Origin of the sequence: Thermococcus gammatolerans EJ3, from assembly GCF_000022365.1 — an archaeon.
In the GTDB taxonomy this organism is placed as follows: Archaea; Methanobacteriota_B; Thermococci; order Thermococcales; family Thermococcaceae; genus Thermococcus; species Thermococcus gammatolerans.
The window spans coordinates 1328083-1353151 of record NC_012804.1 but is presented as its reverse complement, the minus strand read 5'-3'; the positions used below and the strand labels follow the sequence as shown (position 1 = coordinate 1353151).

General features: G+C 54.7%; 29 protein-coding genes. 13 read left to right on the top strand and 16 right to left on the bottom strand.

Translation table 11 applies throughout. The features are described from left to right. Nucleotides 1–42 precede the first annotated feature (42 nt). Complete coding sequence (locus TGAM_RS07300; protein WP_015859055.1) at nt 43–1029, top strand: asparaginase; 987 nt, start codon at nt 43–45, stop codon at nt 1027–1029. Here the strand turns inward: TGAM_RS07300 and TGAM_RS07295 are convergent. Then, complete coding sequence (locus tag TGAM_RS07295; protein WP_048811251.1) at nt 1013–1225, bottom strand: hypothetical protein; 213 nt, start codon at nt 1223–1225, stop codon at nt 1013–1015. The two genes, TGAM_RS07300 and TGAM_RS07295, sit on opposite strands and share 17 nt — an antisense overlap. A gap of 119 nt (nt 1226–1344) precedes the next feature. Here TGAM_RS07295 and TGAM_RS07290 point away from each other — a divergent pair, with 119 nt between their 5' ends. Next, nucleotides 1345–1860, top strand: coding sequence for a MogA/MoaB family molybdenum cofactor biosynthesis protein (locus tag TGAM_RS07290; RefSeq protein WP_015859053.1), 516 nt, complete (start codon nt 1345–1347; stop codon nt 1858–1860). Between the two features lie 4 nt (nt 1861–1864). Further along, nucleotides 1865–3055: a molybdopterin molybdotransferase MoeA gene (locus TGAM_RS07285; RefSeq protein WP_015859052.1), complete on the top strand. Its 1191-nt coding sequence runs from the start codon at nt 1865–1867 to the stop codon at nt 3053–3055. A 1-nt stretch (nt 3056) separates the two neighbouring features. On the opposite strand, the gene TGAM_RS07280 is transcribed toward TGAM_RS07285, so the two are convergent. The 4 genes from TGAM_RS07280 to wtpA form a co-directional block, all read right to left on the bottom strand. Next, the gene (locus TGAM_RS07280; RefSeq protein WP_048811250.1) at nt 3057–3275 is read right to left on the bottom strand and encodes a hypothetical protein; all 219 of its coding nucleotides are present in this window, start codon (nt 3273–3275) and stop codon (nt 3057–3059) included. Between the two features lie 107 nt (nt 3276–3382). Continuing rightward, nucleotides 3383–4417, bottom strand: coding sequence for a tungstate ABC transporter ATP-binding protein WtpC (gene wtpC, locus TGAM_RS07275; protein ID WP_015859050.1), 1035 nt, complete (start codon nt 4415–4417; stop codon nt 3383–3385). Beyond that, nucleotides 4404–5156 carry a tungstate ABC transporter permease WtpB gene (gene wtpB, locus TGAM_RS07270; RefSeq protein WP_015859049.1) on the bottom strand — a complete coding sequence of 251 codons (753 nt, stop codon included), beginning with the start codon at nt 5154–5156 and terminating at the stop codon, nt 4404–4406. Before wtpB ends, wtpC begins: the two co-directional genes overlap by 14 nt. Before the next feature lie 37 nt (nt 5157–5193). Next, on the bottom strand, nt 5194–6195 hold the full coding sequence (wtpA, locus tag TGAM_RS07265) for a tungstate ABC transporter substrate-binding protein WtpA (protein ID WP_394295132.1): 1002 nt from the start codon (nt 6193–6195) through the stop codon (nt 5194–5196). Nucleotides 6196–6687: 492 nt separating this feature from the next. Here wtpA and TGAM_RS07260 point away from each other — a divergent pair, with 492 nt between their 5' ends. Next, the gene (locus TGAM_RS07260; protein WP_015859047.1) at nt 6688–8055 is read left to right on the top strand and encodes an ATP-binding protein; all 1368 of its coding nucleotides are present in this window, start codon (nt 6688–6690) and stop codon (nt 8053–8055) included. Here TGAM_RS07260 and TGAM_RS07255 read toward each other — a convergent pair. Next, on the bottom strand, nt 8013–8636 hold the full coding sequence (locus TGAM_RS07255) for an HD domain-containing protein (protein ID WP_015859046.1): 624 nt from the start codon (nt 8634–8636) through the stop codon (nt 8013–8015). The two genes, TGAM_RS07260 and TGAM_RS07255, sit on opposite strands and share 43 nt — an antisense overlap. Nucleotides 8637–8638: 2 nt before the next feature. Continuing rightward, on the bottom strand, nt 8639–8953 hold the full coding sequence (locus TGAM_RS07250) for a hypothetical protein (protein ID WP_048811249.1): 315 nt from the start codon (nt 8951–8953) through the stop codon (nt 8639–8641). A gap of 75 nt (nt 8954–9028) precedes the next feature. On the opposite strand from TGAM_RS07250, the gene TGAM_RS07245 reads away from it, so the two are divergent. After that, nucleotides 9029–9595, top strand: coding sequence for an Era-like GTP-binding protein (locus tag TGAM_RS07245; RefSeq protein WP_015859044.1), 567 nt, complete (start codon nt 9029–9031; stop codon nt 9593–9595). Here the strand turns inward: TGAM_RS07245 and TGAM_RS07240 are convergent. From TGAM_RS07240 to eif1A, 9 genes are read right to left on the bottom strand one after another with little or no spacing between them, the layout of a single operon-like run. Then, nucleotides 9592–10392 carry a GTP cyclohydrolase IV gene (locus tag TGAM_RS07240; RefSeq protein WP_015859043.1) on the bottom strand — a complete coding sequence of 267 codons (801 nt, stop codon included), beginning with the start codon at nt 10390–10392 and terminating at the stop codon, nt 9592–9594. The two genes, TGAM_RS07245 and TGAM_RS07240, sit on opposite strands and share 4 nt — an antisense overlap. A 44-nt stretch (nt 10393–10436) precedes the next feature. Continuing rightward, nucleotides 10437–11207, bottom strand: coding sequence for a DUF4129 domain-containing protein (locus tag TGAM_RS07235; RefSeq protein WP_148206285.1), 771 nt, complete (start codon nt 11205–11207; stop codon nt 10437–10439). Beyond that, entirely contained in the window at nt 11183–11608 is a 426-nt protein-coding gene (locus TGAM_RS07230) for a DUF1699 family protein (protein WP_015859041.1), read from the bottom strand. Before TGAM_RS07230 ends, TGAM_RS07235 begins: the two co-directional genes overlap by 25 nt. A 4-nt stretch (nt 11609–11612) precedes the next feature. Next, nucleotides 11613–12866, bottom strand: a complete 1254-nt coding sequence (locus tag TGAM_RS07225) for a DUF530 family protein (RefSeq protein WP_015859040.1) — start codon at nt 12864–12866, stop codon at nt 11613–11615. After that, nucleotides 12863–14023 carry a DNA topoisomerase IV subunit A gene (locus tag TGAM_RS07220; protein ID WP_015859039.1) on the bottom strand — a complete coding sequence of 387 codons (1161 nt, stop codon included), beginning with the start codon at nt 14021–14023 and terminating at the stop codon, nt 12863–12865. Before TGAM_RS07220 ends, TGAM_RS07225 begins: the two co-directional genes overlap by 4 nt. Further along, on the bottom strand, nt 14016–15701 hold the full coding sequence (gene top6B, locus TGAM_RS07215; RefSeq protein WP_015859038.1) for a DNA topoisomerase VI subunit B: 1686 nt from the start codon (nt 15699–15701) through the stop codon (nt 14016–14018). The genes TGAM_RS07220 and top6B overlap by 8 nt, the downstream gene beginning before the upstream one ends. Nucleotides 15702–15703: 2 nt before the next feature. Next, nucleotides 15704–16408 (bottom strand): KH domain-containing protein, encoded by a 705-nt coding sequence (locus TGAM_RS07210; RefSeq protein WP_015859037.1) that lies wholly within the window; start codon nt 16406–16408, stop codon nt 15704–15706. A gap of 4 nt (nt 16409–16412) precedes the next feature. After that, nucleotides 16413–17189, bottom strand: a complete 777-nt coding sequence (locus TGAM_RS07205; protein WP_015859036.1) for a serine protein kinase RIO — start codon at nt 17187–17189, stop codon at nt 16413–16415. A 16-nt stretch (nt 17190–17205) separates the two neighbouring features. After that, nucleotides 17206–17574: a translation initiation factor eIF-1A gene (eif1A, locus tag TGAM_RS07200; RefSeq protein WP_048811248.1), complete on the bottom strand. Its 369-nt coding sequence runs from the start codon at nt 17572–17574 to the stop codon at nt 17206–17208. 148 nt (nt 17575–17722) lie between these two features. Here eif1A and TGAM_RS07195 point away from each other — a divergent pair, with 148 nt between their 5' ends. The 8 genes from TGAM_RS07195 to TGAM_RS07160 all read left to right on the top strand — a co-directional run bounded on the left by TGAM_RS07195 (nt 17723) and on the right by TGAM_RS07160 (nt 25066). Beyond that, on the top strand, nt 17723–18388 hold the full coding sequence (locus TGAM_RS07195) for an HAD family hydrolase (RefSeq protein ID WP_048811247.1): 666 nt from the start codon (nt 17723–17725) through the stop codon (nt 18386–18388). A 1-nt stretch (nt 18389) separates the two neighbouring features. Beyond that, nucleotides 18390–19463 carry a saccharopine dehydrogenase family protein gene (locus tag TGAM_RS07190; RefSeq protein ID WP_015859033.1) on the top strand — a complete coding sequence of 358 codons (1074 nt, stop codon included), beginning with the start codon at nt 18390–18392 and terminating at the stop codon, nt 19461–19463. After that, nucleotides 19441–20103: a 16S rRNA methyltransferase gene (locus tag TGAM_RS07185; RefSeq protein ID WP_048811246.1), complete on the top strand. Its 663-nt coding sequence runs from the start codon at nt 19441–19443 to the stop codon at nt 20101–20103. The genes TGAM_RS07190 and TGAM_RS07185 overlap by 23 nt, the downstream gene beginning before the upstream one ends. Before the next feature lie 57 nt (nt 20104–20160). Continuing rightward, on the top strand, nt 20161–21324 hold the full coding sequence (locus TGAM_RS07180) for a tetratricopeptide repeat protein (protein ID WP_148206371.1): 1164 nt from the start codon (nt 20161–20163) through the stop codon (nt 21322–21324). After that, nucleotides 21278–22378, top strand: a complete 1101-nt coding sequence (locus tag TGAM_RS07175; protein ID WP_238516197.1) for a tetratricopeptide repeat protein — start codon at nt 21278–21280, stop codon at nt 22376–22378. The genes TGAM_RS07180 and TGAM_RS07175 overlap by 47 nt, the downstream gene beginning before the upstream one ends. Continuing rightward, complete coding sequence (locus tag TGAM_RS07170; protein WP_048811245.1) at nt 22338–23063, top strand: tRNA-binding protein; 726 nt, start codon at nt 22338–22340, stop codon at nt 23061–23063. Before TGAM_RS07175 ends, TGAM_RS07170 begins: the two co-directional genes overlap by 41 nt. Before the next feature lie 158 nt (nt 23064–23221). Further along, entirely contained in the window at nt 23222–24091 is an 870-nt protein-coding gene (locus tag TGAM_RS07165) for a DMT family transporter (protein ID WP_015859028.1), read from the top strand. A 54-nt stretch (nt 24092–24145) separates the two neighbouring features. Next, nucleotides 24146–25066: an isoaspartyl peptidase/L-asparaginase family protein gene (locus TGAM_RS07160; RefSeq protein ID WP_015859027.1), complete on the top strand. Its 921-nt coding sequence runs from the start codon at nt 24146–24148 to the stop codon at nt 25064–25066. The last annotated feature ends 3 nt before the right edge of the window (nt 25067–25069 follow it).

The window sequence follows — 25069 nt, the reverse complement described above, 5'->3', positions numbered from 1 at the left end:
AAAGACTAAAAAGTGTCGAGCGCACCTAACACGGTGGTAGGAGTGAGGATTCTAATAATAGGCACCGGGGGGACGATAGCGAGCTCAAAGACGGAGAGAGGTTACAAAGCCACGCTGAGCGTTGATGAAATCCTTGAAATCGCTGGAATAAGGGGTGATGGAGTTAAAATAGACACGAAGGACGTTCTAAACATCGACAGCACGCTCATCCAGCCAGAGGACTGGATAACGATAGGAAAAGCTGTTTTTGAGAGCCTGAACGACTACGATGGAATCGTCATAACTCACGGAACGGACACGCTCGCTTACACCTCCTCGGCCCTGAGCTTCATGCTGAGGAACGTTCCGATTCCGATAGTCCTGACGGGCTCGATGCTCCCCATAACGGAACCAAACAGTGACGCGCCGAGGAACCTGAAAACTGCTCTAACCTTCGCGATGAAGGGCTTTTCCGGGATATACGTCGCCTTCATGGACAAGATAATGCTCGGGACGCGCGTTTCAAAGGTGCACTCCCTCGGCCTCAACGCCTTCCAGAGCATAAACTATCCTGATATTGCCTACATCAAGGGCGAGGAGGTCGTTATACGGCACAGGCCCGAGCTTCCTACTGGAGAGCCGTCCTTTGACCCGAGGATAGACCCGAACGTTGCCTACCTTCGCCTGACGCCAGGCCTTTCGCCGGAGGTCTTTCTCGCGGTTGCTGAAAAGGTTCACGGGATAGTGCTCGAAGGTTACGGGGCCGGAGGAATCCCCTACCGCGGGCGGAACCTCCTCGAGGCCGTCTCGAGGGTCGCCCGTGAAAAGCCCGTTGTCATGACGACGCAGGCCCTCTACGGCGGTGTTGACTTGAGGCGCTACGAGGTGGGAAGAAGGGCCCTCGAGGCCGGTGTTATTCCAGCTGGAGACATGACGAAGGAGGCGACGCTCGTCAAGCTTATGTACGCCCTCGGCAGAACTAACGGTCTTGAAGAAGTAAGAAGGATAATGGAGAAAAACCTCGCCGGGGAGCTCAGCTCAGCTTTTTGAGCTCCTCGTCGCCTATTATGAGGGGTCTCTGAGCCTCTATCACGTAGCTCAGCTCCCAGAGCACTTCTCCCCTGTTCATGAGCTGGACGTATTTTCTGGCCTTCTCCTCAGCCTCCTCAAGTGAGGAAGCCTCAACGATTCTCCTGACGTACCACTTTCTGTCTCCAAACTTGAGCTTGAACTCGGCCATGAACATGGACATCACCGTTCGATCTTCGTTTAATGGGTTAAAAAATCTCGCATCGCGTGTTAAACGGTGCTCTTTAACAAGGTAAACGTTATTAACCATTGACACCCACATCATGCGGTGGTATCATGGGCGTTGAAGAGCACCGGAGGAGTGCACCAAAGAAGTTTAAGTTCGCGGTCATAACAGTCAGCGACACCGCGAGCAGGGGAGAAAAAGAAGACAAAAGCGGGAAGTTCCTCGTCGATGAACTTCAGAAGAACGGCCATGAGTGTGTTCTCTACCGGATCGTTCCGGACGAGAAGATTGCGATAATCGGCGCCATTGTTGAGGCCTTTGAGGCAGGGGCGGATGTTGTCGTTACCTCTGGGGGAACGGGAATAACTAGCAGGGACATCACCATCGAAAGCGTCAGACCCCTCTTCGATAAGGAGCTCACGGGTTTCGGTGAGATCTTCCGGCTGATGAGTTACGAGGAGATAGGAACGGCTGCGGTGATGACGAGGGCAACCGCTGGAGTAATCCGGAGCTCCGGAAGGGCCATGGCAGTTTTCTGCCTGCCGGGTAGCCTCGGTGCGGCCAAAACTGGGATTGGAATCATTCTGAAGGAGGCAGGCCACGTTCTCAAGCACGGGAGGGAGTGAGTGTATGAAGGAGTTCAAAAGACTCACCCCGTACAGAGAGGCTTTAGAGCTCTTGCTCAACGATCTGGACGAAATATCAGAGGTGGAAGAAGTTCCTCTGGATGAGGCCCTTGGCAGGGTCCTCGCGGAGGACGTTGTTTCTCCCATAGACAGCCCTCCCTTTGATCGTTCGGCGGTGGATGGGTACGCGTTAAGGGCAGAGGACACCTTCCAGGCGAGGGAGTACAGCCCGGTCGAGCTGAGAGTCATCGACGAAATAACCGCGGGTGGGGTCAGCGATGCAACGGTTGAACCGGGAACGGCAGTGAAGCTCATGACAGGGGCGAAGCTTCCAGAAGGCGCGAACGCGGTTCTAATGCAGGAAATGGCTGAGAGGGAGGGGGATTTGATAAAGGTGCTCCGCCCGGTCGCTCCGGGGCAGAACGTGGCCTTTGCCGGCGAGGACGTGAAGAGCGGGGAGGTGATCCTCAAGAAGGGTCAGGTGCTAAGACCTCAGGATTTGGCCCTGCTGAAGAGCGTTGGCTTCAAGAAAGTTAAGGTCAAAAGAAAACCCCGCGTGGGTATAATAATCACAGGAGACGAGCTGATAGAGGAGTTTGACGAGGAAGCTCTAAAAGCCGGTAAAATCCTTGAGAGCAACTCGATCATGCTTAGGGGTCTCGTTAAGCGCTACTTTGGTGAGCCGGTCTTCTATGGAATTCTTCCCGATGACGAGGACTTGATAAAAGAAGTCGTGGATCGTGCAAAGAGAGAGAGCGACCTGGTTCTCGTTACGGGTGGTTCGGCCTTCGGCGACAGGGACTTTGCCCACCGCTTCGTCAGTTTGCTCTTCCACGGCACGACGATAAAGCCGGGCCGGCCAATAGGCTACGGGGAGAGGGCCTTCATAATGAGCGGCTATCCCGCTGCAGTTTTTGCCCAGTTTCACCTGTATGTCAAGCACGCCCTAGCGAAGCTCGTCGGTGCCAGGAACTATGAAATTCGCCTCAGGGCAACGCTCACCGATAGGGTGTCCAGCCAGCTCGGAAGATACGAGTTCGTGAAGGTCTGGTACGAGAACGGGAGGGCAAAACCAATTAAAAAGCGGGGTAGCGGGCTCATAAGCTCGCTGGTGCAGAGCAACGGATACGTGGTGATTCCGGAGAACAGTGAAGGATACCTAGAGGGGGAAGAGGTTGAGGTTATCCTGTACTGATTCAGTCCGCGAGCAGGGTCTCCCAGCGGGGCCTCTTCACGATGTCCCTGATTTCCTCCGGAACCTCGGATAGGCTCAGGGAGTCAAGGATCTCCAGGACCTCATCCATCTCCCGCTTCTTCTCCTCCATAGCCTTTTCGAGGTAGTCTGATGTGGCCCAGGGCAGGATTTCTTTGACAGTTCTATCGACGTCCCGCTCGACTATCACCCTCATCTTCATCGTTATGTTATATGCACACCAAATATATAAGCATTTTCTATCCAGATTTCGCAAACTCCGAGGGTGAGAAAGCAAAATTTGGAAAACTACCGGGAGTTGTAACTTCTTCAAAAAACGTGAAGCGCGCTCGCCTTGAAGCTGACGTAGACTTCTTTTCCCTTCTCCACCCCGAGTTCGAGCATCGATGAGCGGGTTATGAAGGCCGTAAGGGTTATATCGCCGAGGGAGAGGTGAACCCTCACGAGTGGGCCGAGCTCCTCGATTGACTCAACGAGGGCTTTAAACTCGTTTCTGGCGGAGCTCTTTATCGGCTCGGTCGAGATTATTATGTCCTCTGGTCTTAAGCCGACCCTGACCTTCCCATTAGCTTCGACGGGAAGTTCAATCTCAATACCGTTTACCTTCAGCCTCCTTCCCTCCGCGATTCCCTCTATTATGTTCTCGAAGCCGAGGAATCTCGCCACCTCCTCACTCACCGGCCTTGAGAAGACGTCCCTGACCTTACCCACCTGAACGAGCTTTCCATCGAGCATCACTCCAACGCGGTCACCGAGGCTTATTGCTTCCTCAAAGGAATGCGTTACGTGCAGAGCTGTAAAGCCCAGCTCTCGCTTCCAGCGCTTCATCTCGGTTAACAGCTTCGCCCTCGTCTGGACGTCGAGGTTCGCGAAGGGCTCGTCGAGGAGGATTAAGGGTGGCTCGACGACGAGCGCCCTCGCGAGTGCAACCCTCTGTTGCTCCCCACCGCTCAGCGTCCTCGGCTTCCTGTTGAGGAGGTGTTCTATCCTGAGGACCTCGGAGATTTCCCGCACTTTGCGCTCTATTTCGGGCTTTGGAACTTTCCTGACTTTAAGGCCGAAGGCTATGTTGTCGTAGACGCTCATGTTCGGGAAGAGGGCGTAGTTCTGAGGGACGTAAGCCAAACCGCGCTTCTCCGGGGGCAGTTCTGTAACGTCCCTCCCGCCGAGATAAACCCTGCCCGCGTCGGGCTCTATTATTCCAGCGATTATCTCGAGGAGGACGGTCTTTCCAGCACCGCTCGGGCCAAGGATTATGAAGTGCTCTCCCTCTTTGACCTCAAAGGTTACCTCCCTGAGGTGGAACTCCTTCCAGTCCTTGGAGATTCCCTCAGCCCTGAGCATTGGCCTTCCTCCCGACAATCCAGCGGAGCAGGACGAATATCGTGAGGCTTATGGTCACCATGAGGACGGCTATCGGCCTCGAGGCCCTCAGCCCGTAGTTGTTGAAGTATTCCAGGATTAACACCTGCGCCGTCTTGGGGTAGTAGGCGACGATGAGTATGGCTCCAACCTCACTTATTGCCCTCGCCCACGTCATTATCGCCCCACTCGCCACGCTTGGAAGGGCTATCGGCAGGGAGACCGAGAAGAAGACTCTTAGGCGGGAAGCGCCGAGGGTTCTCGCGACTGCCTCGAGTTTCTCATCAACCGCCAAAAAGCCATCGCGCGAGGCGTTTATCGTGAATGGTGCTGAAACGAAGAGCATCGCCGCGATTATGCCAGTGTAGCTGTCGAGTATCGCGCTCGAAAAGGTGACGAGGAGCATTATGCCCACGACCGAGTGGGGGATTACTATGGGGACGTCAATGAGAGCCTGAACGAGGCTCTTTCCAAGGAAGTCCTTTCTCGCCAGAACGTAGCCGAGGGGGACGCCGAAGAGGAGCGCGATTAATGCCGTCGCGGTCGCCGTCAGGAGGGAATTTCTGAGGGCCTCGGTTACGTAGGGGTCGTGGAGCGTCCTAACGAGCATCCCCAGGTCCGAGAGCTGTTTGGCGAAGATAACCACTAAAGGCAGGGCTATGTAGGCGATGAGAAAGCTCCCCAGCGATGCGAAAAAGTAGAGGGTGTAGTCGCGCCTCATCGCTCTCCCCCTGAATTGGGAGAGGGGAATAAAAAGTTCACCCCTCGACCTTCACCTCGTCCTTTATCTCCTCGGGGACGTTGCCGAACGCTATCGGCGGCCAGATGAAGTCCTGGTGGTTGGCCTTGAAGACGTCCCTGCCCTTCTCGCTCAGGAGGAACTTAAGGAACTCCATTGCGAGCTCCCTGTGGGGGGCGTTCTTCGGGACGGTGACGCCGTAGACGATGGGCTTGGCCTTGATTACCTTGCCCGTTGAGCCGATGTGGATGCTCACCTTTCCGTAGTAGTCGGCCATCTTGAAGTCCTTGAGGTTTATCTCCTCGGGAAGCTCGATGTACTTCAGGCCGTGCTGCTCCGCAACGCTCTTGTAGATGAAGAAGTAGTCGAGGCTTCCGCTCTCGACGAGGCCCGTCAAATCGGTCTCCTTCGGCCTTATGACGACCTTGTCGTTCTTCACCTGGATTTCCTTCGGGGCAACGATTAGGGAGCCGTTGTAGTGGATGTTGGTGTTCTTCTCGACGAGGGCCTCGAAGATGGGCTTGCCGTAGTAGTAATCCGCGAGCTTCATGACCATGAGCGAGCGGTAGCCACAGGGGTCCTGGTTGGGGTCGGAGAAGCCGAAAGTGACGCCTGGCCTCGCGAGGATTTCGTACCAGTTGTCGGGGTTAATCTCGTCCGCGTACCTGCTCTTCTCGGTGAAGGCTATGACTATCTCGTTGGTCGCGAAGAGGACGTAGAAGTCCGTGTAGTTCGGCACCATAAGCTGAGGGATGAGGGTGTAGTCTGCGACGGCAACTATATCGGCCTTCTTCCCGAGGTCGGTAACCTTTCTAACGGCCTTGACGCTCCCGCTCGCCTCGTCCTGGAACTTAACCTTAACTCCGAGGTTCTCCTCGGCGTACTTCGCAAACTCATCTTCCAGCTGTTTGAACGGAACGCTCAGCGAGCCCGCGTGGAAGATTATCAGCGTCTCTTCTTTTTCATTCGAGCCGTTTATACAGCCAGCCGCCACGACGGACAGCAGAAGGGTGAGGATCATTATAAGCACGGCCTTCTTCACGAACACCACCAAAGAAATGGACAGAAGCTGGTATTTAAACATTTTGCGCAAATAAAAACGTTAACCGTAAATAGAAGTGTTTTCATAAACAGCATCTCAACGAGCCTTTTTATCAAGTTTTGACCTGCGATTATATTATGAGGGAGATTCGAAAATTTGTGGGCAGAAAAAGGAGCTCAAAACACTCGAAGGGCTTTATGGTTGGATGGATTCTCCCTCGTCCTCTTCATTGAGAGGAGAGGACTCGGGAAAAGCCGTCTCGTCCGCGAGTTTTTGCGTGGCAGGGAAGCTTCCCCTTAAGTTCACCAAAATCGATTGCCGGTGACACAAGAAGGAGGAAATTTATTTGCTCGCCCTTAACAGCGGGAAGCGAGGGGAGTTTTGAAAACTTGAAGAGAAAGGCCACCTCGTCTGAACCTGGGAGACCTTGACGTCGAAACCCTTAAATAACATAATCACGATTACATAATCATGATTACACAAAAGTTCGTTGATAGGGAAGAGGAGCTGAAGACACTGAGGAAGGCATTCACGCGAGGTGCGCTAATCTTGGTCTACGGCAGGCGAAGGGTCGGGAAGACAAGGCTCCTCATAGAGGCTTCCAAAGGGTTTAGAACGCTCTACCACCTCTGCAAGGAGGAGGAAGTGAACGAGACCCTGAAAACCCTCAACGCGAAGCTCTTCTCGCTCACGGGCGATGATTCGCTGTTAAGGCATCCAGTACGCTCGTTTGAGGAGTTCTTTGAGAGACTGCCAGAGGACGTTGTGGTTATCTTCGACGAGTTTCAGGTTCTGGCCAAAAACCACCCCAGAATCCTCGGCGTCCTTCAGGAGCATCTGGACTTCAGGGGGAGGGGGAGTGTAGTCCTCTGCGGTTCGAGCGTCTCGATGATGGAGAGGCTCGTTTCCTACGGCAGTCCAATCTACGGGAGAAGAACCCTCTCGCTTAAGGTTGAACCGCTGAAGTTCCGCCACATCGGCGAGTTCTTTCCGAACTACTGCCTTGAAGACCTCGTCAAGGTCTACGGCATGGTTGATGGGATTCCAGAGTACCTGCTCCGCCTCGACCCGTCACTCTCGCCCGAGGAGAACGCGCGGGAGGAGTTCTTCGGGAGGGGCTTCCTCTACGATGAAGCGGAATACCTGCTCCGATACGAGCTCCGAGACCTCAGCACATACAACACGATTCTCGAGGCGATAAGCTACGGCCACCGCTCGTTCAACGAGCTTAGGAACATTACAGGACTCGACGGGTCAAAGCTGACGCGCTACCTCAGCATACTCATAAACCTCGGCATCGTTGGCAGGGAAGCTCCCGTTACGGAAAAGCCGAAGAAACGGGCAAGGAACTCGCGGTATTTCATACGGGACAACTACTTCGCCTTCTACTACACGTTCGTTTACCCGTTCAAGGAGGAGATAGAGATTGGGCTTCCCGATGAGGCTCTTGGGCACTTTGAGAGGAACTTCAACCGCTACCTCGGCTGGGTTTTTGAGAAGATTGCTAAGGAATTTTTAATCGGGATGAACAGGGCTGAAAAACTGCCGTTCCGCTTTACAAAAATTGGCAGGTGGTGGCGGAAGGGTGAGGAGATTGATTTGGTCGCTTTGAACGAGCGGGAAAAACGAGCGCTCTTCGTTGAGGTTAAGTGGAAGGATTTGAGCGAGAGGGAGGCAAGAGGTATCTTGGAGGACTTGAAGAGAAAGGCCGAGCTTGTGAGTCTTGAGGGCTGGGAAAAGAGTTATGGATTGATTGCTAAGAGAATTGGGGAGAAAGAAAAACTGAGGGCCGGAAGTTATCTCATCTGGGACTTGGAGGACTTCTCCACTGGAAGTTGAGGGTTGTTGTAGTGGGAGTGAGCTAACCCCCGATGCAACTTTTTCCTCCGCTCCACGAGCCCCTCAACGATGTCCCTAAAGTATTCATAGAGCTCGCTCTCACGGAGCTTCTCCACCGTCCTCCAGAACTCGTCGAGGTTGGCAAAGCCCGCTTTCTCGTACTCATAAGCCTGAATCAGCATCTCCAGCCTGTCGGCGAACTTAACGAGCTTTCCTTCTACACTCAGCTCCTCCTCGTACTCGCGGAACAGGCTTAGGTACTCCCCCTCCCTGCCCGTAATGCTCAGCATCTCCCCCAGCGCCTTGACCTCGCCCTCGACCTTGTTGAAGTACCTCTGGGCCGGCAGGGGAACGTCCGTTATCCTTGCCTCCCCAGCGTCGTGAAGGAGTGCTATCTTGAGTGCCTTCTCAACGTCGATCTCAACGCCCCTTGATTTGAGCTCATCGGCCAGAAAAAGGGTTATCGTGGCAACCCTGTAGGAGTGGGCCGCTATGGGCTCGGGATTGGGAATCCCCCGCAAAAGCCATCCCGTTCTCGGGAGCCTCTTCAGGTTTCCGAGCTCCAAGAACAGCTCCAGCATGCTCACTCCTCCGTTGTGAAGATAGCCCGCTCCGTTTCCACCGCGGTGGCCATTATCCCGTCTCCGAGGAACCGCCCGTACACCTTAACCCTCTCTCCGACCCCTATGCAGGGGCTTCCCGAGAACTCGACCCTGATTCCGTCGAGCAGGAAGGTCGTCCTGTAGCTGGGAAGTTCCATTGGAAGAAACTCAACGCAGGGCTTGTTCACTATGACGCCCTCAACGACGACGTTTTTGCCTTTGAACGCCCCGGATTTCAGGTCCTCAGGAGTGACGATGTAGTAATAGTGATGCCCCATCTTGACCCTCTTCGCCATCCCCACCCCTCCGGCAGTTATATAACCGTTAGGATAATCTTCGATAGGTGCGATAAACCTTGCGGGGGTGAGAGGTTGATAAAGGTTGCGATAATCGGTGCCGAAAACGTTGGAAAATCGACCCTTATGAACGCCCTTCTCGGCGGAAAGGTCAGCGAAGTGGAAGATCTGCCGGGAACGACCAAGGGGATAATCCGGAAACGCTTTGGAAAGCTGAAGATACCCAAGGGAATGAAGAACCCGTTCGGTGGGGCTGACGAGTTCGTGCTCATAGACACAGCGGGGTTATTCGATCCCCGCCTCGAACTGCGCGGGAAGGTTCTCAGCGAGGAGCGCTTTAGGGAGCTCATGGAGGAAATAGTCTCAGCGGACATAATAATCCACATGGTTGACGCGACGGTTGGCCTTCACAGGGGGATGGAGAAACTCCACCACATGCTTAAGATGCGCTATGAGAAGCCTATAATCGTGGTGATCAACAAGATCGATCTAGTTTCGCGCGAGAGAGTCGAGGAGCTAAGAAAAATCATAAAGAAGAGGCTGGAGCAGGAGCCACTTGCTCTTTCGCTCGTCACCTACGAGGGCTTCAACGAGCTCCTAGAGAGGATCGCCCACATGGCCATGTACGCCGGGAGGCATTAGCTCCACGTCTCGGCTATTACGTCGTGCTTGTGAATGCTCTCGTTGCTTATGACCCTCACGTGTATTTTCCCCTTGAACCGCTCCCTCGCCTTTGAGAATATCTCCCTCGCAACGTCCTCGACGAACTTCGGATTCTCGAACATCCTCCTGACCACCGCGTTCTCGTCAACGGTCTTCAGGAGGGTGTACGTCGGTGAGCTGAAGGAGCTCTCAACGACCTCTATCATGTCCTCCAGAGCCACGTTCTCCTCAAAGGCAGTTCTAACCTCGAGCTCCGCAACGGCCCTCTGGATGTGCGTTTTTCCCTCGTTGTTCGCCATCGCGTGGGGGCAAACCGTGTTTCCGATGACCTTGACCCTGAGGACTTTCTCAAGGCTTTTGTTCTCTTTTATGACGCCGACCTCGACGTCGTAGGGCTCGTAGCTCACTTTTCCGCTCGCAGGGGTCTCACGGGGGATGATGAGATGTGTCCGTATCCACACCTCAGCTCTTCGATGGGGATGCTTTCCCTCAAGGCGCCTTATTATTGCCCTCCCCAGCTCCTCCAGCGATGTGTGGGCTTCCTTGACCTCCTCCTCAACGGCCTCGCTCATGGCTTCGGTTACGCTCTCCACAAGCCTGCTCATGTGTATGCCTTTCTTCTCGGCGGGGAGGTCTATGGTTATCTCAAACAGGGGGAGGAACGTGTAGATCCGTCCTTTCCAGTTTATCTTCGCGACGCTCCTGAGGTTAGTTATTCCAACGCGCCGCAGGGGTTCTTTAATCCTCGGGGTTTCCTCCTGGGTTTCGATCGTCATGCTCAATCCCTCCTTGGCCTATGTCCTCCTTGCCCTTTTAAAGCCTACTTGAGGAACTCCATCAGTCTTTCGTAGCTTTTGGCCGCCAGCTCTAGATCCTTCTGTCCTATCCTCTCGGCGTACTTGGCTTTCTCGAAGAGCCTCGTCAGGGTATCCAGATCCTCTAGGTCAGGAAATATCTCCCGAAGCTTCTCCTCGTGCTCCCAGTGGGTCCAGCTCCTCCGGTAGGGATAGCCCTTGAGTACGAGGCCCGCGACGACGTTCCTGTACATCCTGATGATCTTCTCGCTGGGCGATCCGGTTATGTCCTCGTATCTGAGCTCCGGGTCGAACCGTACCTCTGGTAAAAGAACTTCTCTGGGCTTCCTTCGCCGTAGGTACAGAATGACCGGGATGGCCAGTAGGAGAACGTATGGAACCACGTACAGATACGGGGAAATCGCTTTGTAGAAGACGGTAAGACCTCCCCGCATCGTTTCGAAGGGTCCGTTCTTCGGAACTCCGGTCTCGTTTCCGGAGCTCCATTCCGGCTCCGTTGGATAGAGGAGTGAGTACATTGCGACGCCTATGGCTATTATCCAGAGCAGGCCCGAGATTACGGCGTACTTGCTCCTCTTTTTTCGTTTCCAGATGCCCCTAACCCGGATTGAGGAGAGAGCGTAGCCGAGGAGCGAGAAAGATACTATCGCCCAGAAGAGATACAGAAGGTCAAGGTTCACCGCAGTGACGCCGGCCCTCACGGAGGGGCCGAGCAGGAGGGCCATTATCACGACAAGCGATGCAAAGAGGATCATTGCTTTAAGTCTGAGGGCCATTCCTCCACCTCTCTGGCCCGCTCAATGAGATAGTAAACCGTTCTGAGGGGGATTCCGAGCGAGGAGCTTATTTCCTTCGGCCCCTTTCCTGCGGAGAGCATTGTGAGTATCTTTTGAACAGTTTTTTCGTCGTATTTTCTCGGTCTCCCCCTAGGGTAGCCCTCGGGAACCAGCTGAACGCCGATCTGGGAGAGGGCGTGGATTATCTTCTTTGAAACCTTCGGGTAGAGGCTGGGCGGACAGCTTATCTTGCGGACGTTGGGGGCGTTTTCAAGGATTCTAACAACTATCTCCTTTGTGGGGCGGAGGTTTATGTAGACCTCCGTCACCTCCGGCCCGAGCTTCTCCCGGAGCTTCCGTATGAGCTCGGCGTTGTTTCGGGCCTTTACCTCAACCCTCATCTCCTCACCCCTGAAGGAGCGCCAGGAACTCCCTCGCCTTGTCGCTCTTGGGCATGAACTTCTCGAACCTTTTGAGCTCATTCTCCATGAAGAGAACCTTGTGGAGTCCCGAAATAACGAACTTCTTGAGGCCCTCCTCCAGCTCGTCCAGCGGGATCGCGAGAACTTCGGCGACCTTCCTTTCATCCCAGCCGCTTATCCCGTAGAGGAGAACGCCCCCAAGGACGTAGTTGGGAATTGTGCTTATCTCGGCCCTCTTCCCCGAAAGCTGGCTTTCCATTTCACACTTCCGGATTATCAGCATGCTCCCGTAGCCCGTTTTGAAGTCCCTCTCGCGCCGGAAGGGGAGATCAAAGATTGAGTAGTGACAGTCTATGCACAGCCTTATGTCCGGATAGAGGCCGAGGCTCTGCCTTTCTGTCTCGGAGGTGAGGAAGTAGTAGCGGAAGAGATCGAGGCCGAGCTTTTCGGCGCCTTTCTCGGGATCGAGGGAGGCGTAGGCCAGGGCAAGGTTGTCGACGGTGTAGTGGTTGTTTATAAGCACGCCCTTCGTCTTGATGAAGCTGAGGATTCTCCAGCGGAACCGTCTGCCAAAGCGTTTTCTCAGCTCGGCCTCTATGTCAGCGTCCGCCGGAAGATCCAGGCGCGTCTTCTTCAGCCTGTTCTCCTCGAAGTACTCTACCTCTATCCTGATGCTCTTGGTCTGCACTATTCCCTTCTCCCTGAGTTTTCCCTTTATGAGCTTGAACTGCTCCCTGACCTCTATACTCTCCCTCGCCAGGAGTCTGAGCACGTCCCCTGAGTAAGCGAGATGTGGGAGAACTTCAAGCCTGCCGAGTTGAATCGGCTTTGGTACTGTCCTGACCTTTGGCAGGTGTTCGGGTTTTAGCTCCTCTGCCTTCAGCTCCCTTTTTCCCAGCTTGAAGGTGTAGTTGGCCGAGAGCAAAGCCAAGGCCATCTTGTGGGCGGTTATCGCTGAGTGGAGCCTTTCTAGTGCCAAAGCCCTGTTGTGTTTCTTCCTGTAAATCCACTGGAGGTGTGGATCCCGGTTCTTCTTGTCCATGAAGCGGAGGGAGGGGGCCGTTTCCCCAACGCGCCTCTCAAGCTCCTCCCTGAGGTCATTCAAAAGGGAAACGTTTCTAGCCAAAGTGTAGGCTAATTTAACGGGCTCGAACTCCTCAAAGAGCTCACCCAGGTCTATCCCGATGTCGTCGAGTATCTTGTTGACCTGGGCGACGAGCTCCTCAGTCGTCGTCATGGCAGCAAATCACCGCTGTTTATCTTTTCTGGCAAATACTCCTTGGCGACGAACTCAAGGGACTTGTTTGCCAAAGCCTGCTGTTCAATCCTGACGCCCCACTTGAGCGCTAACTTGAGCTGTCTCTGCCACTCCCTGTTCTGGAACCAGGGGTACTCCATCTCTTCCAAAATGCGCTTGTAGTCGCCCGTTGGGCCACCTTTCTTGTTAGGGGGAATCCCCTTGAGCTTCTCGGTGACGTTCTCCAAACCGTAGCGCTTTATGTCGTCCATAGTCATGCCGACGAACCTCGCCTCGGGCGTTGCCAGCTTGTCGCTGAGGTAAGCGAGGTTAATAGAACCCTGCTTTATTGTGGAGTAGATGTACCAACCGTAGGGGTCGCCATCGGTGAAGACGATGATTGGAAGGCCCTCCTCGTAGTGGAGCCTGTGGATTAAACGCCTGACGCCGCGCGAGGCCTGTCCCTGGGTGGCTATGATCAGGGCGTTCTCCTTCTTTGGGAACTTTTCCTCGATGAGACGGTCGGCCATAGCGGCGGTCTCGACAACGAGGGCGTAATCAACGTTTATCTCTGGGAACTGGATGTGCTCCACCGTTCCAGGAACCGCCCACCCACCGCTTCCGAGCTTGCTCGCGTTGAACTCGTCCTCGCCGTCCCTAATCACTATGTCGCCGTAGATGTAACCGCGCCTGTCAGCGGTTATGTGCATCTCCTCACGCAGGACACCGAGCATCCTCTCCAAATCCTCGATAATCGGGTCGCTCTCGCGCTGGTCCTCGAAGGTGTTCTCCCTCGTTCCGGGAATCGTGTGCTTGTTGGCGTAGTAGGCTTCACGAAGGCTCGCGTGCTTGCCCTCACTCACGAGCCTTTTCACGTAGGCCATTATGAGCAAGGTTTGCATGAACTTTCTGGCATGAGCAACGTTGAGGAAGTAACGCCTTGAGAGCTTGTCGCCCATCTTGATTAGCCTGCTCTTCTCGTCGAAGTAGACGTTGTTGAGTCCGCGCATCGGGATGTCGAAATAGGGGTTCTTACCCGACTTGATGGCCTCAAGGACGCTCCTTCCGTACTCTTCGAGCTTGCTGAGCACCTTTTTCGGGTCGTAGGAGAACTTCTCCTTGGGCTTCTCGCGGTGTATGACCTTGCGTTTAGGCATTCTCGCTCACCTCCACTGCCTCCTTCGAGGCGAAGTGACTCTCGATGAAGTTTAGGAAGTACTCCCTAATCTTCTCCTCGGACTCGCCCGTCAGAACGCTCAGAGCCCTGGCTATCTCGGGCACGTACTTTTCGAAGGTCTTCTTTCTCTTTACCTGGTAGAGGCGCCTGTGCTTTCCGCTGAGGTAGGTCTGCAGTCTTCTCGCCGCGTCCATTATGGCCAGGCGAATCTCGTTGTAAATCTCATCGACGCTCGCTATGCTCTGCTTTCCGGTTCCGGTGTAGGGGACGTGGACGGAAACCACGTTAATCATGAGCACGAGGGGCGTTCTGTCGAGGTCGTCAACTTTATACCTCTTCCAGTCTATTGAGCGTGCGGCCTGAGTGGTTACGCACGAGCCCGCGTCAAACAACAGTGGGACGCGGTTCGCGTAGCGTAAAAGCTCGAACCCGCTCGGTATCTCACCGCCGTAGGCAAGGCCGACTTCAACCTGGAAGGGGATTCCACCTGAGTACACCTTGGGGGGTCTCGTTACGGCCGTCACGAATTCGGGCTTGAGGATTCCCTTCAAACCCTTCTCAATGTTCTCTTCGCCTATGGGCCTGAGGCCGTGCGTCGGCGGAGCGAGGAACTTCATGTACTTGAAGGCCTCGACTATCTCTTCAGCTTCATGCCAGGTGAGCTTCTCGGGTGGCTTCTCCATCATCTTCGCGACCTGCTTGACGACCTTGGTGTAACCCCTGAAGGAGCGGAGGACTGCCTTGACTTCACCTTTCATGAGCCTCTCGTAGAGCTGTTCCTGAACCTTCTTGTCCCCGACCTTTTTAATGAGCCTTAAAGCGGCTACGTACTCGATGAGCTCGTCAACCTTCTTGTCGCTTATCCTGGAGAACTCCCCGATGAGGAAGCGCCTCACACTCTGCCTTTTAGTCTTCTTGGCCATCCTGTAAACGTCGTCCGTCAGAACTCCCTTAGGGTGGGGCTTCATCTCCACAGGTGGCTCGGGAACCTCTTCGCTCGAACGCGGGAAGACAATCAGCTTTCCGTCGGGCTCGATTAGCTCGATGTGGGCGTGGGGGTTCGCTATGGCGGTGAGCTTGAGGTACCAGTAGACGCCCTGCTTGGAGCGCATGTACTTGACGTTCTTCACCTCGAGCTCTATCCTCGTCCCATGCCAGCCGTCGGGATTGGGGTGCTTCTCCTTCTTTACGATTTTACCCTCGTTCTTGTCAACGTCTATCTTCACCCAGGCCTCGATAATCTCGTCGCCCGTTGAAGTAATCACGCGCGTGGCCTTTCCGCTCGTTATCTGGGCGAACATAACAGCACCGCTTATACCGATACCCTGCTGACCACGACTCTGTATGTTTCTGTGCGCTTTGGTTCCAGCCAGCATCTTTCCGAAGACGTGGGTTATGTACTTCTCCGGGATTCCCGGCCCGTTGTCCTCAACGACGACCTTGTAGTGCTCCCTTCCGAGTTCCTCAATCTCAACCCTTATGTAGGGCGGAATTCCAGCCTCTTCACAGGCGTCGAGCGAGTTCGTGACCGCCTCGTGGACGAGCGTTGTGAGCGAGCGGACTTTTCCAGTGTAGCCCAGCATTGCCGCGTTTCGCCTGAAGAACTCGCTGACGCTCTGGATTTTGAACTCCTTAAAGAGCTGACTCGCCTCGGCCATGCTCATTCCTCCTCCCAATCCTCAGGCTCGGGCCCGCCCTCGAGGGCCTCGTAGTAGGCCGAACTTTCAAGCTCCAAATCCTTCTTGCGCCTTTCGAGGTAGCGGTAAACGACACCGTGGGGCGAGCCCCTTGCGAGCTTCTCTACAGCCGTTCTGGCAACCTCAACCTGAATCGGGTTGCCGATAATCGCGACGGTCTTTCCGTAAACGCTAACGTCGGCACCGCTCATCTCCTCGATAATCTCCCTCGTCCTCCCCCTCCGCCCGATGATCCTACCCCTGACCCTCGGAAGGGCGTTCTTCTCGTTTCCAACGACGATGTCTGTTAAGTTCACGATCTCGAGGGTCTCACCCTCGTTAAACAGGCGGAAGGCCCTCTCGGGGGAGAAGCCCCTCCCGATGGCGAGGACGACGTCCCTTGCCTTCCAGACGGCGAGGGGATCTTTCGTCTTCTTCGTGGCGGTGATGAAAACTTCTCCCGTCTCGCTGTCAACCTCTATCTTCGTGCCTGTACGCTCCTCTATCTCCCTCTTGGTTCTGCCTTTCTTACCGATGAGAACCGCTATCCTTTCCTTGGGAATCCTTACGAACTCCTCCTGCTCGCCCTCAGCGAGGTAATCAATTTCCTCCTCTTTAGGTTCCCCAATTGGCCTTCCGTCCTTATCAACGCGCTCGTACTTCTTCAGGAGCCTCTCAAACTCGTCCATGCTCTCACCTCTCAATCAGCTCGCGGAGTTTCACCTCGTAGTCCTCAACATCAACACCCTTTCTCGCGAAGTAGTTGGTAACGTTCCTTAAGTCGCGCTTTAACAGCTCAACGCTCATCCTGTTCCTCCTCACGGTAGCCTGCGACCAGTCTATAACCACAGGCCCGTCCCAGAGCAGGACGTTGTACTCGCTCAAATCACCGTGAACCATGTCACCGCGCTTCCAGAGCCTCTCAATAACACTCATCAGGTAGCTGTAAAGCTCCTCGAAGTCGCTCCTTTCGAGGCTTTTCTCAACGTCCTTAAGACGGGGAGCTGGGGTTTCATCGCCGATGAATTCCATAACAAGGACGTTGTTGCGGAAGATTACAGGCTCCGGAACGCGAACCGCGTACTTTATCGCCCTCTGGAGGTTCTTGAACTCCCGCCTCGTCCAGACGAAGACGAGCTTCCGCATGTCCTTCGGCAGGTAGCCGATGCGCGGGTCGGCGGCGAGGTACTCCCATATCCGTCTGAACTCGGTTGTGTAGGTTCTGTAAATCTTCACCGCTATCTTATTGCCCTCAGCATCTACGCCAGCGAAGACGTTTGCTTCCTTGCCAGTGCTTACGACGCCGTAGAGCTCCTCTATTTTACCGCGCCTGTGGAGGTAAGCGAGCGTCTCCTTTGTTGTTCTGTCGAAGACCTCGTTGGCTATCTTGTAGAGCTCGCTGTCCTTCTCCCTTCTTTCCCTGAGGCCGAGTATCTCCTCGATCTCCCGTTCGATGGCTTCCTCGCGCATCTCCCATCACTCGGAATCAGAACAGCATCTCGCCGCCCGTGAGGAAGTCCTGGCTTATCTTGCCCTTTCTGAGGAGCCAATCAACCTGAGTCCTCGTGTAGCGGTAGACTATGTCACCCCTCTTATCGGTCTGAACCGGCCAGGGCTGGACTATTACCACGTCGCCAACGCGCATCCACATCCTCCTCTTTAGCTTGCCAGGGATCCTGCATCTCCTGACCTTTCCGTCCTCGCAGCGGACGTCCATCCAGCCCGCTCCGAGGGCCTGCTCTATAACACCGAAGAGCTGTCCCTTACTCCTGTCCGGGAGGGGAACGCGAATTATCTCCTCTCCTTCCTGATGGTTTTTCTTACCCTTGCCTCTACTACCCCTGTGGTAAGCCATGATCATCACCTCCACACACTCGGTTTGAGTCCTTATAAACCTGAGCCTTGCAAAAATTTTCCATCCAGTGTACACTCTTGCGCTTTTAAAATTTTTGCACGGGCAAACCGTTATATTCCCGGTTATGGATACAGTTACAGTGTTGACCATGGTGGTGTACCTCTTCGACTTTGATGGGACGCTCGTGGACAGCCATCAGGCCGTTGAGAAGGCTCTGAGACTAGCGATAGAGCGCACCATGCCAGCCGTTATTGAAAGTGACCTCTACGACGAGTATTACACGGCGCTCTTCCTCTTCATCAAGGGGAAACTTACCTACAGGCACCTCGGCGTCATTCACGAGCTCGTGGCCCAGGGCACGATACACGAGTATTATCGGTTGATGCCGCGCTTCATTCAGGATCTGCCACACGCGAGGCGGGTCATTAGAACCCTCAGGAAGGCGGGGAGGACGGTTATAAGCTTCTCCGGTGAGCACACTTATCCAGGAGGAAAGGTCATATTTCTCAAGAAGACGAACTGGTACGATGAGTTTGACATGGTCATAACCTTCAGGAGCACAAGGGACATGCTTCAGAAGTTTCAGGCAGTTAGGGAGCTCTATCCAGAGGATCCAATAGTTTGGGTCGACGACAGCCCGGGACGGTTCACCTACATAACCGATGAGAACACCCTTCTTGTGCAGAAGGCCTCGCCCTACAAGCACGACGTCGCGCTCCTCTTTGAGCGTGAGAATTTCATCAAGATAAAGAGCCTCAGAGAGATCCTCGATATTGATGAAAGACTTACGGAGTTCTTTGAGGGGGGAGATTGAAGTGAAGGTTCTTGTTCTCGGCGCTGGAAACGTTGGAAGGGCCATAGCGTGGGATTTGAGGGACGAGTTCGACGTCCACGTCGCAGACCTAAGCGATGACCGATTAAGGGCCGTCTCCGGGTTCGCCACACCGTTCAAGCTCGATGCCTCTCGCTTCGACAAGCTCGTAGAGGCAATGAAAGGATTCGAGCTCGTTATCGGCGCACTGCCCGGTCGCTTCGGCTACTCCTCAATCAAAGCCGCGATAAAGGCCGGCGTTGACATGGTGGACGTCTCTTTTACGCCCGAGAACCCGCTCGAACTTCGGGAGGAGGCAGAGAACGCCCAGGTTACGGTGATATTCGATGCGGGCTTTGCCCCCGGGCTGAGCCACATCCTGATGGGCAGAATCTGGAACGAGCTCGACGACATGAGCGAGGGCTACATCTACGTCGGCGGCCTGCCTAAGGAGCCGAGACCACCACTTTATTACAGAATTACGTGGTCACCTAAAGATTTAATTGAAGAGTACACCCGGCCGGCGAGGGTCATAAGGGGCGGAGAAGTCACGGCAGTAGACCCGCTCTCAGAAATTAAGACCGTTGAAATAGAGGACTTCACCTTCGAGGCCTTCCCGAGCGATGGCCTTAGGAGCCTGCTCGAGAGCGTGAGGGTCGAGAGGCTTGAGGAGTGGACGCTACGCTGGCCGGGGCACCTTGAGAAGATGAAGGTTTTGAAGGAGCTCGGGTTTTTCAAGGAAGAGCACGTTGATAAGACGCTCGAGGTCATAACCCCTCTGATGACCTACGACAGTCCAGACTTCTCGGTTATGAAGGTCGTTGGCATCGAGCCCGGAAGGACGATAAGCTACACCCTCTACGATGAGGAGAGGGAATTCACCTCGATGGCGCGCGTAACGGGTTACACTGCCTCTGCAATAGCTAGGCTCGTCGCCGAGGGAAGCTGTATCTTTGGCGTCATTCCGCCCGAGATTTTGGGCATGCGCATAGACACCTTTAGGAGAATCCTCGACGACCTTGAGGAGAGGGGAATAAGGCCGAGGAGGGAGGAGAATGCTTCACCTGGTGATAGCTGACTCCGAGCTTGAGCTCGTGCCCGAATCGATAGCTGACCATCCAGCCGTTGTGAACTACGCGAGGAGGAGGGGTAAGAAGCCGGAGGAAGTGATACTAGAGGGCAGTTACCACCACTCAGCTCTGAGGAAGCTCGAAGACGGCGAGAGGCGCGGGAGGCCGGACATAGTGCATATATGCCTCCTCAACGCCCTCGAGAGCATAGCCAACAAGGAGGGAAAGCTTAGGGTTTACGTCCACACGAGGAACGATGAAGTGATTTACGTGAAGCCCGAGACGAGGCTTCCAAGGAACTACAACCGCTTCCTGGGCTTAATGGAGAGCCTCTTCAAGAACGGAGTAGTCCCAAAGGATTTAGCCCTGCTCCGCATCGAGGAGAAAACGCTGAACGAGCTCGTTGAGGAGATTGCTCCGGATGAGGTCTTCGTGATGCACGAGGAAGGGGAGCTAATAAAGCCGAGGGACTTCGGAAGGGTTCTGGCTGAGCTTGAGAATCCACTCGTAATCATTGGTGGCTTCCCGCACGGCGACTTCAGGAGCAAGGTCGAGGGAAGGAAGGTTAGCCTCTACCGGGAACCGCTCATGGCATGGACGATTGTGAACGAGGTTTTGGTGAACTTTGAGTCCGCCATTGGAGTTTAAACTATCCACTCGAAACCCTTTTAGGTTTTCAAACCCAAATTGCGAAGGGTGGATGGGGTGGAGCGCTTCAGAGAACTCCTTCGCATTGGGAACTACCGGGGAGCCTTTGCAGAGGCACTCCGTGTCAGGGATCCTCTTCGGAGGATCATAATGATTGCCGAGATCGTGACGAGGTCTTATCGGGAGGAATTCGTCCCTCAGCTCCTCGACACCCTCAACGAGATAAAATCACCGACCGAAGGGGCGATTGCCGAGTCCTACGTTGGTAGGGCCTTCTATGCCCTTGAGATGGAGCGAGACGGTGAGGTGCATTTCCAGCGTGCCCTTGAGCTCGTGGAGAGGATAAGCTCTCCCGTAGTCCGCGCTGAGGTGTTGGGAGTGATCGGCAAAAACCTCGTTCTGTCCGGGAGATACAGCGACGGTCTCGCCGCCTTCAGGCGGGCTTTTGAGCTGATACAATCGGCCAGGGCCATGTACTCCGAGGTCGTCTCCAACCTTGTAAACCTCGCCAGGAGGGTTGAGAAGAGCGCGGAGGAAATCCCAAACGAGATCGCCTTGGATTTCTACCACTTGACGAGGGAGATCTACGAGAGTATAGGCTTTAAACTGCAGGCGAGGGAGATAGAATCCAAGATAAAGATCGCAAGGGAAGTGTTCAAACGGGGCTCCGTAGCAGTTACAGAGCTTCTCGAAAGGGGGGATGTGGATAGGGCCCTCCAGATGGCCCGGTTCCTGCCCCCGGCGGAGCGGGCGATCGCGATGCTCAACGTTACATACTGGCTCTTCATTCACGACTATCCCGATCTTGCTAGGGCGGTTTTCAACGATGCAACGGAGATGCTCCTCGTCGGGAAATTTGAAGTGAGGGAAAGCGAGATCGAGGCCGTTGCCTACAAGCTCCTGCGCATAGGGAAGCTCAAAGAGGCCCTCGTTCTTGCAGGCCTTTTGAAGGACGAGAGAAGGTTCTCCGAGCTTGTGGGGGAGATAGCGATTGCCTACGCAAAGAGGGGTGAAATAGGCCACGCCCGTGAACTGGCCGCGAGGATCGGCGATATACTTATTAGGGATAAGGTACTAAAGGCCATAAAGGGAGTTGGGAACACATTATCACGCATTGGTGGAAATGTTGAATCAGAGCGTCCCAATAATGAACGGGGTGGGGGAGGCCTAGTGAATGTGGATGGAGAGGATAGAGGAGTACGTGAGGAGAAACCGGGTTGACGAGGCGGTTAGGCTCATTCTGAGCGAGGGGGACGGTGTAGTCAAGGCCGAACTCTTAGCGGAGCTCCTCAAGAGGGTTATCAGACTTGACGACTACCGATACGTTAAAGGGGAACTCCTGAAGTGCAGGTATGAGGCCCCGGATAGAAAGACCAAGGCGCTGATTCTCTCAGTCATAGGGGAGGCTCTTTTCTCCTCAGGAGACGAGAAAGAAGGGGTTAAATTCTTCAGAGAAGCGATGTCGGTGGCGAGGGGAATAGGAGTCGAGACGTGGCGCGCTGAAGCCCTCATAGGCGTTGCACTTAACCTCGTGAGGGCGGGCTTCTACGATGACGCTCTGTACCTGTTCAGTGAGGCGTTTGAGGCCATTACTGTCCTTGAGGGGGAGGAACCCGAGAAAGCGCTTCGTCTCCTTCGCAAGCTCGCTGATTCGATGGTGTTCTCGGTTGAGTGGATTGACTCTGGCGAATGGGCCGTTGAGTTCTTCAACTGGGCCTCGGAGGTTTATGAGCACGCGGGCCTGGGAATTCCGGCGAAGACTGTCAGGGCCAAGGCGGCGCTGATAGAGAGGGCAATCGCCGGTGACGTTCAGTTCCTCCGGAGGATCCTCGCGGAGGACTGGGTTGACGGAGCGGTTCTAATGGCCCGATACATGCCCCCGGAGAAGAAGGGGAGCGCGTTTCTTGAGATATCCTTCTGGTTGCTCGCCAACGGGCGGAGAGACCTCGGCGAGCAGGTTTTTAACGATGCCATCGAACTCTTATCCCGGTTTGGGGCCTCGGACAAGTACCTCTCGAGCATAGCCTTTGACTTCGTAAAGCTTGGCTATCCCGATCTTGCCCTGCGCCTTGTCAGGCTTATCCGGAGTGACGAGCTGTCGTCGAGGGTTCTCGCCAGGGTCGCGGTTGAGTACCTCCGGGAGGGCGATGAGCTCATGGCGAGAACGATAACCCTCAATATACCGAACGAAAGCATTAAGAGCAAGGTTCTCCAGCAGATTGGCGGTGGCGGCAATGTGGGATACGAGCAAGGATTACCGCTTACTCGTGGCTGAGAAGGCGACAGAGCTCTTCCTAAAAACGGTCGAGGGCGCCAAGTTCAAGGGTCACTGGGACAAGAAGAAAGCCATAAAGCTCGGTAAAGAGATGATCCCGGAGATACAGGCGATGCGCTACAGTTACATAGAACCAAAGGAGCTGATTGAGACTCCCCAGATGAAGGCCCTGAAGGAAAAAGCCCTGGGAATAATCGAGGCTCTGGGCGGTGAGGACTGGCACCACAAGTTCATAAGCAACGCCTCCAAGGACGAGCGCGAGAAGGTTGAGGAGCAAGTGGCTAAAATACGCTTCTTCCTCAACACGATCCTCAACCTCGACAAGAGATTGGCTCTCGGCAAGATAAACGACCCTGTCATAGCAGTTGACATTAAGGTCGGAGAAGTTATGAGCGTCGCCAAGCACCCCAACGCCGACCGATTGCTTGTTACTAACGTGAACATCGGCGACAGGGCAATAACGGTGGTTACAAACGACTTAACGGTGAAAGAGGGAAATCGCGTCGCCGTTGCTCTCCTTCCGCCTGCGAACTTTAGAGGAATAGTCAGCGAGGGCATGTTCCTCGGCGCCGGGAAGGGCGTTCTCAAAGATGTGAAGGGCGAAATCGGTGGCCTGCCAAAGGGCATTCCACTGGAGGCCTTAAACGAGACGAGGAACCTGGTTGAGGCGTTTTTGAAGGGCTGAGCGCTTTTCATATTTTTCAGCACTCAAGATCCTCATCATCCTTGCGTCAGCAACTGCCGAGCTCATCACGTCCCTAACTCATTCGGGAAGTTTATAGGTCTCTTTTTGAAAACCATCGAAACGTTAAGTTTTTAAGTTTATGGATACTCTCATTCATCATGAACCAGCTCATACTCGGCGTTCTCGCGGCCCTGGGCTCTGCCTTCGGCTGGGCGGTCTCCACGATCCTGCTGAAGATTGGTATGCGCTCAAAGAGCCCTGTATCGGTCAACATCATCCGCCTTTACCTTGTCTCCCTCTTCTACGCCTTCACCCTTCTCCTGGCGGGGAAGTTCGGTGAAATTCTTGGAGCGGAACCGAAGTACCTCCTCGTCGCGTTCATCTCCGCTCAGTTCGGCTTCGTAATAGGCGACTACTTTTACCTCAACGCCCTTCATCGCCTCGGCGTTTCGAGAACTGTGCCGATTACCTCCACTTATCCCCTCTGGGCCGTCCTATGGGCGGCGCTTTACCTCGGCAGAAAGGTTCCGATCAGGGTTTACGCGGGCGCTTTTCTGATAGTCCTCGCCATCATAATAGTCAAGAGGGCTGAGGATAGGGAAGGCTCCGACCCCCTTGGCTTTGTCTTTGCTATCCTCGCCCCGGTTTCGTGGAGCCTGGCGATAACGATGATGGACTGGCTGACCCGATACTTTGATCCACTTCCCCTCGCCGCCCTGAGGATGTTCTCCGCCGCCATCGGCGTTTCTTTCTTCCTTCCCCGGTACTGGCCGGAAGTCAGAAGGGTAAACCCACGGGAGCTTAAAATCTTGGCCTTGGCGGCTTTCAGTGGTCTCTTTCTCGGGCAGCTCCTGTTCGTCTATGCCACCCAAACCGTTGGATCCCAGGTCTCAGCACCAGTTTCGGCAATAAACCCCCTGATAACGTCTCTACTGGCCGTTCTTGTACTCAAAGAGAGACCCAATGCGAGGATCTGGGAGGGGCTTGCCTTGGCGATAGCGGGAATACTGCTAATATCCGCCGGTTGAGTCGTTTCCACAATCCTTTTAACCTTTCGAGCGCTCTTTTCTCAGGTGGTTTTCATGGTCGCGATAATAGTTCACGGTGGCGCCGGCACGATAAGGAAGGAGGAGCGCATTCCAAAGGTCATTGAGGGCGTTAGAGCGGCCGTCTTAGCGGGCTGGCGCGAGCTGAAGAGAGGTTCTGCCCTTGATGCGGTCGAGGAAGCTGTAAAGGCCCTTGAGGACAACCCGATTTTCAACGCTGGAACCGGGAGCGTTTTAACCCTCGACGGCAGGGTCGAGATGGATGCGGCAATAATGCGCGGAAAGACCCTTGAAGCCGGTGCAGTCGCTGGAATCTGGGGCGTTAAGAACCCGATAAGCGTCGCGAGGAAGGTCATGGAGAAGACCGACCACGTCCTTTTAATAGGTGACGGGGCGGTAAAGTTCGCAAGACTTCTCGGCTTCGAGGAGTACGACCCCATAACCGAGGAGCGGCTCAAGCAGTGGGAGGAACTCAGGAAAAAGCTCATAGAAAAGGGCGAAACGAGGCACTGGAAGAAGCTCAACGAGCTCATCAAGGAGTATCCCGAGGTTTTAAGGAGCACCGTCGGAGCGGTTGCCTTCGACGGCGAGGAGGTCGTTGCTGGAACATCTACCGGCGGCGTCTTCCTCAAGATGTTCGGCCGTGTTGGCGACACGCCTATAATCGGTGGCGGAACCTACGCCAACGAGGTTGCCGGCGCTTCCTGCACCGGCCTCGGAGAGGTTGCCATAAAGCTCGCACTGGCCAAGAGCGCCACCGACCTCGTCAGGCTCGGCCTTGACGCTCAATCGGCGAGCGATGCCGCGATAAGCCTCGCCACGAAGTACTTCGGCAAGGACACGATGGGCATCATAATGGTTGATGCAAGGGGTAACGTGGGCTTCGCCAAGAACACCAAGCACATGAGCTACGCCTTCATGAAGGACGGCATGGACGAGCCGGAGGCTGGTGTTTAGTGG

Coding starts and splice junctions, on each gene's coding strand:
- TGAM_RS07295 (WP_048811251.1), bottom strand. CDS start 1,225: ATGTTCATGGCCGAGTTCAAGCTCAAGTTTGGAGACAGAAAGTGGTAC.
- TGAM_RS07290 (WP_015859053.1), top strand. CDS start 1,345: ATGGGCGTTGAAGAGCACCGGAGGAGTGCACCAAAGAAGTTTAAGTTC.
- TGAM_RS07285 (WP_015859052.1), top strand. CDS start 1,865: ATGAAGGAGTTCAAAAGACTCACCCCGTACAGAGAGGCTTTAGAGCTC.
- TGAM_RS07280 (WP_048811250.1), bottom strand. CDS start 3,275: ATGAAGATGAGGGTGATAGTCGAGCGGGACGTCGATAGAACTGTCAAA.
- wtpC (WP_015859050.1), bottom strand. CDS start 4,417: ATGCTCAGGGCTGAGGGAATCTCCAAGGACTGGAAGGAGTTCCACCTC.
- wtpB (WP_015859049.1), bottom strand. CDS start 5,156: ATGAGGCGCGACTACACCCTCTACTTTTTCGCATCGCTGGGGAGCTTT.
- wtpA (WP_394295132.1), bottom strand. CDS start 6,195: ATGATCCTCACCCTTCTGCTGTCCGTCGTGGCGGCTGGCTGTATAAAC.
- TGAM_RS07260 (WP_015859047.1), top strand. CDS start 6,688: ATGATTACACAAAAGTTCGTTGATAGGGAAGAGGAGCTGAAGACACTG.
- TGAM_RS07255 (WP_015859046.1), bottom strand. CDS start 8,636: ATGCTGGAGCTGTTCTTGGAGCTCGGAAACCTGAAGAGGCTCCCGAGA.
- TGAM_RS07250 (WP_048811249.1), bottom strand. CDS start 8,953: ATGGCGAAGAGGGTCAAGATGGGGCATCACTATTACTACATCGTCACT.
- TGAM_RS07240 (WP_015859043.1), bottom strand. CDS start 10,392: ATGACGATCGAAACCCAGGAGGAAACCCCGAGGATTAAAGAACCCCTG.
- TGAM_RS07235 (WP_148206285.1), bottom strand. CDS start 11,207: ATGGCCCTCAGACTTAAAGCAATGATCCTCTTTGCATCGCTTGTCGTG.
- TGAM_RS07230 (WP_015859041.1), bottom strand. CDS start 11,608: ATGAGGGTTGAGGTAAAGGCCCGAAACAACGCCGAGCTCATACGGAAG.
- TGAM_RS07225 (WP_015859040.1), bottom strand. CDS start 12,866: ATGACGACGACTGAGGAGCTCGTCGCCCAGGTCAACAAGATACTCGAC.
- TGAM_RS07220 (WP_015859039.1), bottom strand. CDS start 14,023: ATGCCTAAACGCAAGGTCATACACCGCGAGAAGCCCAAGGAGAAGTTC.
- top6B (WP_015859038.1), bottom strand. CDS start 15,701: ATGGCCGAGGCGAGTCAGCTCTTTAAGGAGTTCAAAATCCAGAGCGTC.
- TGAM_RS07210 (WP_015859037.1), bottom strand. CDS start 16,408: ATGGACGAGTTTGAGAGGCTCCTGAAGAAGTACGAGCGCGTTGATAAG.
- TGAM_RS07205 (WP_015859036.1), bottom strand. CDS start 17,189: ATGCGCGAGGAAGCCATCGAACGGGAGATCGAGGAGATACTCGGCCTC.
- eif1A (WP_048811248.1), bottom strand. CDS start 17,574: ATGGCTTACCACAGGGGTAGTAGAGGCAAGGGTAAGAAAAACCATCAG.
- TGAM_RS07195 (WP_048811247.1), top strand. CDS start 17,723: ATGGTGGTGTACCTCTTCGACTTTGATGGGACGCTCGTGGACAGCCAT.
- TGAM_RS07185 (WP_048811246.1), top strand. CDS start 19,441: ATGCTTCACCTGGTGATAGCTGACTCCGAGCTTGAGCTCGTGCCCGAA.
- TGAM_RS07175 (WP_238516197.1), top strand. CDS start 21,278: ATGTGGATGGAGAGGATAGAGGAGTACGTGAGGAGAAACCGGGTTGAC.
- TGAM_RS07170 (WP_048811245.1), top strand. CDS start 22,338: ATGTGGGATACGAGCAAGGATTACCGCTTACTCGTGGCTGAGAAGGCG.
- TGAM_RS07165 (WP_015859028.1), top strand. CDS start 23,222: ATGAACCAGCTCATACTCGGCGTTCTCGCGGCCCTGGGCTCTGCCTTC.
- TGAM_RS07160 (WP_015859027.1), top strand. CDS start 24,146: ATGGTCGCGATAATAGTTCACGGTGGCGCCGGCACGATAAGGAAGGAG.